The sequence below is a fragment of the Cereibacter changlensis JA139 genome (assembly GCF_003034985.1).
Lineage (GTDB): Bacteria > Pseudomonadota > Alphaproteobacteria > Rhodobacterales > Rhodobacteraceae > Cereibacter > Cereibacter changlensis.
Genome location: NZ_PZKG01000015.1, coordinates 46,049 through 55,034, shown reverse-complemented (window position 1 = coordinate 55,034; position 8,986 = coordinate 46,049). Strand labels below are relative to the sequence as shown.

The following is an 8,986-nucleotide window of genomic DNA, read 5'->3' as shown; positions in this document are numbered from 1 at the left end:
GCCTTTAGCCGCCACTTCATAGTTAAGTTACTATTTTGATACGGTACTTTGACGCCTCCACTCCGCGCAAAGAAGCAGCGGCCACCTTCGTGAGGCGCCAGCGGGGCTGCGGGTCACGCCGCTTCAAAGAGCGAGCGACGGCTCCTCCCGACCGGTGCTGGCGCGGCAGGTCGCCACGAAGGCCTGCATGGCCGAGATGCGGGCGCCGGACAGGTTCCACAAGACTCCGGTCTGCCGCCCGCCCGCGTCGGGCAGCTGGATCTTGCGCAGCCGCAGTCCCTCGGGCCAGGGCGGCGCCCAGTCCGGCACGATGGCGACGCCGAGGCCCCGGCTCACGAGCCCCGCGATCGCGTCGAGCGCGTCGAGTTCCAGCCATTCCTGAACCGTCAGCGCGTTCCGCCGCAGGTAGCGGTCGACGATCTGCCCGCCCCACTGGTTGCGGTCGTAGCGGATGAAGGGGTGGCTCTCGATCATCGCCACCGGGTCCTCCCCCACCGCATCCTCGGGCGCCAGCAGCACGAGCGGCTCCTCGCGGAGCGTGAGCCAGCCGGTCGATTTCGGCATGGGGAATTGCGGACGCACGATCACCGCGGCGTCGAGCTCTCCCCTGATGACCCCGTGGTAGAGGTTCACCGAGGAATCCGGACGGATGTAATACTCGATGCGGGGATGACGCGCGCGCAACCGGGCGATGATGGCCGGCAGAAGCCCGGTGAGCGAGGTCGCGATGGCGCCGAGCCGCAGTTGCCCAGCCGGCTCGTCCTGTGCCGCCACGGCGCGCAGGTCGCGCGCGCCATCGATGAGCGCGCGCGCATGATCAAGGACCGCCAGCCCGGAGGCGGTGGGCCGCACCCGCCGCCCCACCCGCATGACGAGCGAATGGCCCAGGTCGCGTTCGAGCGTGCGCAGCCGCTGCGACAGGGCGGCCGATGTCAGGTTCAGCCGCCGCGCCGCCTCGGCGATGGAGCCGCAGTCAGCCACGGTGACGAAGCTTTCGAGAAAGCGGATATCCATCATGCTCCTTGCGGGTCGCCCGGCGGACCATGGCTTTCCTATCTTCTCAAAGCACAAAAAGCCATTTTTTCTTTCCGGTCGTCCGGCATAGACGGAACGGAAGCGAAGGCTGCCGCAGAGGAGCGAGACATGACGATCGAAGCGAAGTTCCGGAAACTCGGCACCGACAATGCCCCCGGGCAGGAAGTGCGGCAGACTGCGGCGGGCCTCGAGGCGCTGATGCGCGGCGAGGCGCTGGCGGGCCGGCCAGTCGATTTCTCGCATGGCGACGTGGATGCGCATGAGCCGACGCCGGGGGCCTTCGACCTCTTCTCGGCAGGCGTGGCCTCGGGCGGGGTGCAGGCCTATACCGAATATCGCGGCGATCTGGGCATCCGCGACCTGCTGGCCCCGCGGCTTGCGGCCTTCACGGGCGCGCCGGTCGATGCGCGCGACGGGCTCATCATCACGCCCGGCACCCAAGGGGCGCTGTTCCTCGCGGTGGCGGCGACGGTCGCGCGCGGCGACAAGGTGGCCATCGTCCAGCCCGACTATTTCGCCAACCGCAAGCTCGTCGAATTCTTCGAGGGCGAGATGGTCCCGGTACAGCTCGACTATGTCTCGGCCGACGAGACGCGGGCGGGGCTCGATCTGACCGGACTGGAAGACGCCTTCAAGGCCGGTGCCCGGGTCTTCCTCTTCTCGAACCCGAACAATCCCGCCGGCGTGGTCTATTCGGCCGAGGAGATCCGCCAGATCGCGGCGCTGGCTGCGCGCTACGGCGCGACCGTGATCGCCGACCAGCTCTATTCCCGGCTGCGCTATGCGGGGGCGAGCTACACGCATCTGCGCGCCGAAGCGGCGGTCGATGCCGAGAATGTCGTCACCATCATGGGCCCGTCGAAGACGGAATCGCTCTCGGGCTACCGGCTGGGCGTGGCCTTCGGCTCCCGCGCCATCATCGCGCGGATGGAGAAGCTGCAGGCCATCGTGAGCCTGCGCGCCGCGGGCTACAGCCAGGCGGTGCTGCGCGGCTGGTTCGACGAGGCGCCGGGCTGGATGGAGGAGCGCATCGCCCGGCATCAGGCGATCCGCGACGAACTGCTGCGCGTGCTGCGAGGCTGCGAGGGCGTCTTCGCCCGCACGCCGCAGGCCGGCAGCTACCTCTTCCCGCGGCTGCCGAAGCTCGCGGTCGCGCCCGCGGATTTCGTCAAGCTCCTGCGGCTGCAGGCCGGCGTCGTGGTGACGCCCGGCACCGAGTTCAGCCCGCACACGGCCGACAGCGTGCGGCTGAACTTCAGCCAGGATCACGAGGCCGCCGTCGCCGCCGCCCAGCGGATCGTGGCGCTGGTCGAGCGGTATCGCGCATGACGGCCGCCCTCTCCCAGCCGGTCCCTCAGGGCGACTACATTCCGGCCCGCCGGGCGGGCGCGCTGATCTTCACCTCGGGCATGACGCCGCGCCGCGAGGGGGTGCTGCAATTCACCGGCCCGGTGCGCCGCGACCAGCCGCTCGAGGAGCAGCGGGATGCCGTCCGGCTTGCCTGCGAGAATGCGCTGGCCGCCGCGCGCGGCCTTCTGGCCGAGGGCGAGAGCCTCGCCATGATCCTCTCGCTCACCGTCTATGTCGCAGCGGAGCCCGGCTTCGAGGCGCATTCGAAGCTCGCCGATTTCGCGTCGGCGCGGCTGCGCGAGGAGCTCGGGCCCGCGGGCATCGGCGCCCGCGCCGCCGTGGGCGTGGCCACCCTGCCCGGCAACGCCCCCGTCGAGATCCAGCTCATCGCCACCGTCTGACATGAAACGGGCCGGCCAGGCCCTCCTAGCCCATAGGAACGCCCCCAGATGACCAGCTCCCGCCTTTCCTCCCGGCTTCAGGCCGTGCAGCCCTCGCCCACCATCGCCATGACGCGGCTTGCGGCCCAGCTGCGCCGCGACGGCAAGGACATCATCGGCCTGTCGCAGGGCGAGCCCGACTTCGACACGCCCGTTCATATCCGGCAGGCCGCCGCCGCCGCCATCGAGGCGGGCCAGACCCGCTACACCGACGTGGACGGCACGCCCGAGCTGAAGGCCGCCATCGTCGAGAAATTCCGCCGCGAGAACGGGCTCTCTTACGAGACGAACCAGATCAGCGTCGGCACAGGCGGCAAGCAGGTGCTTTACAACGCGCTGCTGGCCACGCTCGATGAGGGCGACGAGGTGATCGTGCCCGCGCCCTACTGGGTCTCCTACCCCGACATGGTGCGGCTTGCGGGCGGGGTGCCGGTCACCGTCTCCTGCCCCGAGGAGGACGACTTCCTGCTGACCGCGCCCGCGCTGCGGGCGGCGATCACGCCGCGCACCAAATGGGTGATCCTGAACTCGCCCTCGAACCCGACCGGCATGGGCTATTCGGCCGCCCATCTGCGGGCTCTGGCCGATGTGCTGCTCGAATTCCCGCATGTCTTGGTGATGACCGACGACATGTATGAACACCTGCGCTACGACGGCTGGGAATTCGCCACCATCGCGCAGGTCGAGCCGAAGCTCATGGAGCGGGTGCTGACCTGCAACGGCGTGTCGAAGGCCTTCTCGATGACCGGCTGGCGCATCGGCTATGCCGGGGGTCCGGCCGACATCATCAAGGCGATGGCCACGCTCCAGTCGCAATCGACCTCGAACCCCTCCTCGGTGAGCCAGGCCGCGGCGCTCGCGGCCCTGACCGGGCCGATGGAGTTCCTGGCCGAGCGCAACGAGATCTTCCGCCAGCGGCGCGACCTGTGCCTCTCGGCGCTGAACCAGATCGAGGGGCTGAGCTGCGTGCGCCCGAATGGCGCCTTCTACCTCTTCCCCTCCTGCGCCGGCATGATCGGCCGCACCCGGCCCGACGGGCGCAGGATCGAGACCGACACTGATTTCGTGATGTATCTGGTCGAGGAAGCGGGCGTCGCCGCGGTGCCGGGCAGCGCCTTCGGCCTCGCCCCCTACTTCCGCATCTCGTTCGCAACCGACACCGAGCGGCTGCGCACCGCCTGCGAGCGGATCCGCGCGGCCTCGGCCCGGCTGACCTGAGGCCGGGCTCCCAGCGGCCTGCCCGGCAGCGGCGGGCCCCAACCACGACAAAGACGGAGACCGACATGGATCTGGGTATCAGAGGCAAGACGGCGCTGGTTCTGGGCGCGGGCGGGGGCCTCGGCGGCGCCATCGCCCGCTCGCTCGCCCGCGAGGGCGTGCGGGTGGCGCTCGGCGACATCGACCTCGTCGCGGCCGAAGCCACGGCCGAGGCGATCCGGGCCGAGGGTGGCGCCGCGCTGCCGCTCGCCTGGGATCTGGCCGACCTCGGCGCCATCGAGACGAACGTGAGCCGGATCGAGGCCGAGCTGGGCCCGGTCGACATCCTCGTGAACAACACGGGCGGGCCGAAGCCCTCGCCGGTTTCGGGGCAGGATCCCGAGCTCTGGCGCACGAGCTTCGAGTCCATGGTGCTCTCGGTCGTGGCCATCACCGACCGCGTGCTGCCAGGCATGCAGGCGCGCAAATGGGGCCGCATCATCACCTCGACCTCGTCGGGCGTGGTGGCGCCGATCCCGAACCTCGGCCTGTCGAACGCGCTGCGCATCTCGCTCGTCGGCTGGTCGAAGACGCTGGCGCGCGAAGTGGGCCGCGACGGCATCACCGCCAACATCGTGCTGCCCGGCCGCGTCGCCACCAAGCGCATCACCTTCCTCGACGAGCAGAAGGCCGCGCGCGAGGGCCGCGCCGTGGCCGATGTGGCCGCCGAGAGCGTGGCCTCGATCCCGCTCGGCCGCTATGGTCAGCCCGAGGAATACGGCGACGCCGTGGCCTTCCTCGCCTCGGCCCGCGCCTCCTACATCACCGGCAGCACCCTCCGCATCGACGGCGGCCTGATCGCCAGCATCTGACACAGGAAAGAAACAGCATGACCACCGACACCGCCAAGGAACAGGCCCTGATCGAGGCCCTGCGCGGCGTGACCACCGCGACCCTCACCACCGTCCTTCTGAAGAAGGGCCTGCGCAACGTCTGGATGCGCGGCGCCATGCCGCTCGAGCCCGGCCAGCCGCGCATCGTCGGCCGCGCCTTCACCCTGCGCTTCGTGCCCGCGCGCGAAGACCTCGCTACCCCGGCCAGCTGGTCCTCGCCGATCTCGACCCGCGCCGCCATCGAGGCGATGCCCGAGGGCTGCATCTGCGTGGTCGACGCCATGGGCATCACCGATGCGGGCATCTTCGGCGACATCCTCTGCGCGCGGATGAAGCAGCGCGGCGTGGCGGCCCTCGTGACCGATGGCGTCGTGCGCGATGTGGCGGGCGTGCGCGGCACCGGCCTGCCGGTCTGGTGCGCGGGCGTGGCCGCTCCGCCCTCGGTCGCGGGCCTGACCTTCGTGGCCTGGGAGCAGCCGGTGGGCTGCGGCGGCGTCGCCGTCTTCCCGGGCGACATGGTGGTGATCGACGACGATGGCGCTGTGCTGATCCCGGCCGATCTGGTCGAGGCCGTGGCCGAGGAGTCGGTCGAGCAGGAGCGTCTCGAAGGCTGGATCATGACCCAGGTCGAGGCGGGCGTGCCGCTTCCGGGCCTCTATCCCGCCAATGCCGAGAACAAGGCCAAGTACGAGGCCTGGAAGGCGCAATCGGGCCAGTGATCTTCGGCGGGGCCGCGTGGCCCCCGCCTCCGTCTCCCCACCTCCCCGGGTCAGGGCCTGCCCCTGCCCGGGGCCTTTTTTTGAAAGGCTCTGCCATGCCGCGGATCGCGCTCGTCACCCGTCTGTCGCCCGAGGCCGAGGCCCATTGGGCCGGGCATCTCGCCCGCGCCCTGCCCGGCGAGCGGATCGGCAGCTTCCGCGACCTGAGCCCCGCGGAACGGGCCGAGGTGGACATCGCCATCGTGGCCAATCCCGACCCGGCCGATCTGGCCGCCTTGCCGAACCTCGTCTGGGTGCACAGCCTCTGGGCCGGGGTCGAGCGGATGGCAGCGGAACTTGGGCAGTTTGCGCGCCCCATCGTGCGGCTCGTCGATCCCGAGCTTGCCCGCACCATGGCCGAGGCGGCGCTGGCCTGGACCTATTATCTCTTCCGCGACATGCCGGCCTATGCCGCCCAGCAGCGCGCCCGCGTCTGGAAGGGGCTGCCCTACAAGCGGCCCGAGCGCACCAGGGTGGGGGTGCTGGGCCTCGGCGAACTCGGCGCTTCGGCGGCGCTCCGGCTGCGCGATGCAGGCTTCGACGTCCATGGCTGGAGCCGGTCGCCGAAGGAGATCCCGGGCGTCACCTGCCACGCGGGTGAAGAGACGCTCGGGCGGATGCTGGGGCAGGTCGAGATCCTCGTCTGCCTGCTGCCGCTCACGGGCGAGACCCGGGGGCTTCTCGATGCCCGCCGGCTTGCGTGCCTGCCTGAGGGGGCGCAGATCATCAACTTCGCCCGCGGCCCGATCCTCGACAGCGCGGCGCTGATCGAGGCGCTCGACAGCGGCCGGATCCGCCATGCGGTGCTCGACGTGTTCGAGGTCGAGCCCCTGCCCGAGGCCTCGCCGTTCTGGGGCCATCCGAACGTGACGGTGCTGCCGCATATCTCGGCCCCGACCGATACCGAAACGGCCTCGGCCATCGTGGGGGCGCATGTTGCCGACTACCGCGCGACAGGCCGCATCCCGCCCTCGGTCGATCTCACCCGCGGTTACTGACGGGCTGGCAACGGCCTGCACAAGGGACCGCCCCGGAGTGTCCGGGGCGCGCGCTCCGGTTCGGGCCAGACCCGGAGCGGCCTCCCGGCGTGGCCTGCCCGCCGATGCGCCCGTCCGCAGCCCCCCTTTCGGCCTCGCGCCCTCTCCCCTCAGGCGGGGCGCGCGCCGATCAGGCTGCGGCGGTCGAGCACGCAATGCACACCCTTCTGCCCGTTCACCACCTGCGTGATCCGCAGATCGGCGCAGAGGCTCGCGTGCCGCCACGCCTCGGTGCGGGTGAGGCCGGTATGCGCGCCGATCCAGTCGAGCATCCGGGCGGTCGCGTCGCGCGCCGCCTGATCGAGCGTCTCGTGAAAGCCCATGGTCACGATCAGCTCGCCCAGCTCGATCTCGGGAGCGGCGGGCGCCGTCTCCTTCTCGAGCATGAAGCGGAAACGGCCGTTCAGCGCGGTCTCGAGCGCGGTGTCGCAGACCTCGCCGTCGCCCTGCAGCGCATGGCCGTCGCCCGCGAAGAACAGCGCGCCCGGGCAGAAGACCGGGAAGGAGATCCGCGCGCCCTGCCGGAAGAAGCGGTTGTCCACATTGCCGCCGAAGGGTCCGGGCGGCACGGAGCTGACGGTTCCCCCTTCGGGCGGCGGGGCCATGGCGAGGATGCCGAAGAAGGGCGCGAGCGCGACCTCGGGGCCCCAAGGCAACCGCGCGCTGCGGCGCGCCCGGTCGATGGGGATGACGAGGCTCTCGTAGACCGGCGCAAGGTCGGGGAAGATCCCGAAGCCCGGCTCGATGGCGCTCCAGCCCCAGTCCTGCGCCAGAGTGATCTCCTCGATCTCGACGATCAGCCGGTCGCCGGGCTCGGCTCCCGCGACATGGACCGGCCCCGTCAGCATGTGGGGCCCGAGATGCGGCGCCTGCGCGGCCATCACCGCGCGGTGACTGTCGAGCACCCGGCAGGGATGGCCCTCGGGCGGCAGGTTGCGCGGGCCGCCCGACAGGGTCTCGATCACCGCCCGCTCGCCGGGCGCAAGCCGCAGCACAGGCGCGGCGGCGGGATCGAGATGGCCCCAGCGGACGGTGGCGGGCGAGGCGGGAAGGTGATGGTCCAGGGGGCGCTCCATCGGCAAAAGGGTCAGCGCACCGTCATCCGTCTGGGCAGGTTCGACAAGACCTCGATGCCGGTTTCCGTGACGATCACCGTCTCGGAGGCGCCGACCGTATAGTCGCCGTAGCTGCGCAGCGTAGCGGGCAGGTGGAAGACCATGCCGGGCTCGAGCAGCCGGTCCACGCCGGTGAAGAGCGACAGGATCGCCCCCTCGCCCCAGTCGGGGGCAAAGGCTGCGCCCATCGAATAGCCGATGCGCTTGCGGAAGGCGGCGGTGTAGCCCGCGGCGTCGATCACCGCCTGCGCGGCCTCGTGCGGGGCGGCGCAGGGCGCGCCCGGGCGCAGGGCCGCCAGCGCCGCGTCGAGCGCGCGCTCGGCCGTGTCCATCATCCGCGCGGCCTCGGCGGGCGGCGGGCCGATCCAGACGCTGCGCATGAGCGCCGCGTGGTAGCGGTCGTGGCTTGCCGCCAGTTCGAGGAAAACCGCATCGCCGGGCTCCAGCATCCGCCGCCGCCAGGTCGCATGCGGCACGCCCGAGCGGGGCCCCGAGGAGACCAGCGGCTCCATCGCCATCGCTTCCGAGCCCGCGCGGATCGCGGCGCCCATCATGGCGGCGGCCACCTCGTTCTCGCTGACGCCGGCGCGGCAGGCCTCGATCGAGGCGGCGATGGCGGCCTCGGCATAGCCCGCGGCCTTGCGGATCGCGGAGAGCTCGGCCGGGGATTTCACCGCGCGCAGGCGTTCCGCCACGCCCGATCCATCGATCAGCGCCACGCCCGCAAGGGCCGAGGCGATGCGGTCGGCAAGGTCCTGACCGATGAACCAGGCGCTGCGCTCCATGGCGATGCGCCCGAGCCCGAGGCCCCGCACCAGCGCGGCCAGCGCCTCAGCGGGATCCTCGCCGTCCTGCCAGGCGCGGATGTCGGCAAGCCAGGTCGAGGCCCGCGCCCCCGTCGTCTCCAGCTGGCGCACGAGCAGCACGGGTGCCCCCTCGACCGGAACCACGAGGGCCTGGAAGGCGAAGTAGCCCGCCGTCTGCCGCCCGGTGGCCCAGAAGATGTTCTCGGGGCCGAGCAGCACCAGCGCATCGGCGCCGAGACGCGCGGTCTCGGCCTGCAGCCGCGCGATGCGGCCTTCGAATTCGGCAGGGGGAAAGACGGCGTCGCGGCCGCGGAGCGGATCGGCCGCAGCCTCCGCCGGAAGTGTCGACATGGGG

9 protein-coding genes are annotated in these 8,986 nt (G+C 71.2%); 6 read left to right on the top strand and 3 right to left on the bottom strand.

Features of this window, described 5'->3' with window-relative positions:
• Positions 1 to 123 precede the first annotated feature (123 nt).
• Entirely contained in the window at positions 124 to 1,017 is an 894-nt protein-coding gene (locus C5F48_RS05510; RefSeq protein ID WP_245941441.1) for a LysR family transcriptional regulator, read from the bottom strand.
• 126 nt (positions 1,018 to 1,143) lie between these two features.
• On the opposite strand from C5F48_RS05510, the gene C5F48_RS05505 reads away from it, so the two are divergent.
• The 6 genes from C5F48_RS05505 to C5F48_RS05480 all read left to right on the top strand — a co-directional run bounded on the left by C5F48_RS05505 (position 1,144) and on the right by C5F48_RS05480 (position 6,671).
• Positions 1,144 to 2,364, top strand: a complete 1,221-nt coding sequence (locus C5F48_RS05505; RefSeq protein WP_107662908.1) for a pyridoxal phosphate-dependent aminotransferase — start codon at positions 1,144 to 1,146, stop codon at positions 2,362 to 2,364.
• Positions 2,361 to 2,786: a RidA family protein gene (locus tag C5F48_RS05500; protein ID WP_107662907.1), complete on the top strand. Its 426-nt coding sequence runs from the start codon at positions 2,361 to 2,363 to the stop codon at positions 2,784 to 2,786. Before C5F48_RS05505 ends, C5F48_RS05500 begins: the two co-directional genes overlap by 4 nt.
• A 48-nt stretch (positions 2,787 to 2,834) precedes the next feature.
• Entirely contained in the window at positions 2,835 to 4,043 is a 1,209-nt protein-coding gene (locus C5F48_RS05495; protein ID WP_107662906.1) for a pyridoxal phosphate-dependent aminotransferase, read from the top strand.
• Positions 4,044 to 4,108: 65 nt separating this feature from the next.
• Entirely contained in the window at positions 4,109 to 4,894 is a 786-nt protein-coding gene (locus C5F48_RS05490) for an SDR family oxidoreductase (RefSeq protein ID WP_107662905.1), read from the top strand.
• 17 nt (positions 4,895 to 4,911) lie between these two features.
• Positions 4,912 to 5,634, top strand: coding sequence for a ribonuclease activity regulator RraA (locus C5F48_RS05485; protein WP_107662904.1), 723 nt, complete (start codon positions 4,912 to 4,914; stop codon positions 5,632 to 5,634).
• Positions 5,635 to 5,729: 95 nt separating this feature from the next.
• Positions 5,730 to 6,671: a 2-hydroxyacid dehydrogenase gene (locus tag C5F48_RS05480; protein WP_107662903.1), complete on the top strand. Its 942-nt coding sequence runs from the start codon at positions 5,730 to 5,732 to the stop codon at positions 6,669 to 6,671.
• Positions 6,672 to 6,820: 149 nt separating this feature from the next.
• Here the strand turns inward: C5F48_RS05480 and C5F48_RS05475 are convergent, their stop codons facing one another.
• Positions 6,821 to 7,786, bottom strand: coding sequence for an acetamidase/formamidase family protein (locus C5F48_RS05475; RefSeq protein WP_107662902.1), 966 nt, complete (start codon positions 7,784 to 7,786; stop codon positions 6,821 to 6,823).
• A gap of 11 nt (positions 7,787 to 7,797) precedes the next feature.
• Positions 7,798 to 8,982, bottom strand: a complete 1,185-nt coding sequence (locus tag C5F48_RS05470) for a M24 family metallopeptidase (protein ID WP_107662901.1) — start codon at positions 8,980 to 8,982, stop codon at positions 7,798 to 7,800.
• Between the last annotated feature and the right edge of the window lie 4 nt (positions 8,983 to 8,986).

Coding starts and splice junctions, on each gene's coding strand:
- C5F48_RS05510 (WP_245941441.1), bottom strand. CDS start 1,017: ATGATGGATATCCGCTTTCTCGAAAGCTTCGTCACCGTGGCTGACTGC.
- C5F48_RS05505 (WP_107662908.1), top strand. CDS start 1,144: ATGACGATCGAAGCGAAGTTCCGGAAACTCGGCACCGACAATGCCCCC.
- C5F48_RS05500 (WP_107662907.1), top strand. CDS start 2,361: ATGACGGCCGCCCTCTCCCAGCCGGTCCCTCAGGGCGACTACATTCCG.
- C5F48_RS05495 (WP_107662906.1), top strand. CDS start 2,835: ATGACCAGCTCCCGCCTTTCCTCCCGGCTTCAGGCCGTGCAGCCCTCG.
- C5F48_RS05490 (WP_107662905.1), top strand. CDS start 4,109: ATGGATCTGGGTATCAGAGGCAAGACGGCGCTGGTTCTGGGCGCGGGC.
- C5F48_RS05485 (WP_107662904.1), top strand. CDS start 4,912: ATGACCACCGACACCGCCAAGGAACAGGCCCTGATCGAGGCCCTGCGC.
- C5F48_RS05480 (WP_107662903.1), top strand. CDS start 5,730: ATGCCGCGGATCGCGCTCGTCACCCGTCTGTCGCCCGAGGCCGAGGCC.
- C5F48_RS05475 (WP_107662902.1), bottom strand. CDS start 7,786: ATGGAGCGCCCCCTGGACCATCACCTTCCCGCCTCGCCCGCCACCGTC.
- C5F48_RS05470 (WP_107662901.1), bottom strand. CDS start 8,982: ATGTCGACACTTCCGGCGGAGGCTGCGGCCGATCCGCTCCGCGGCCGC.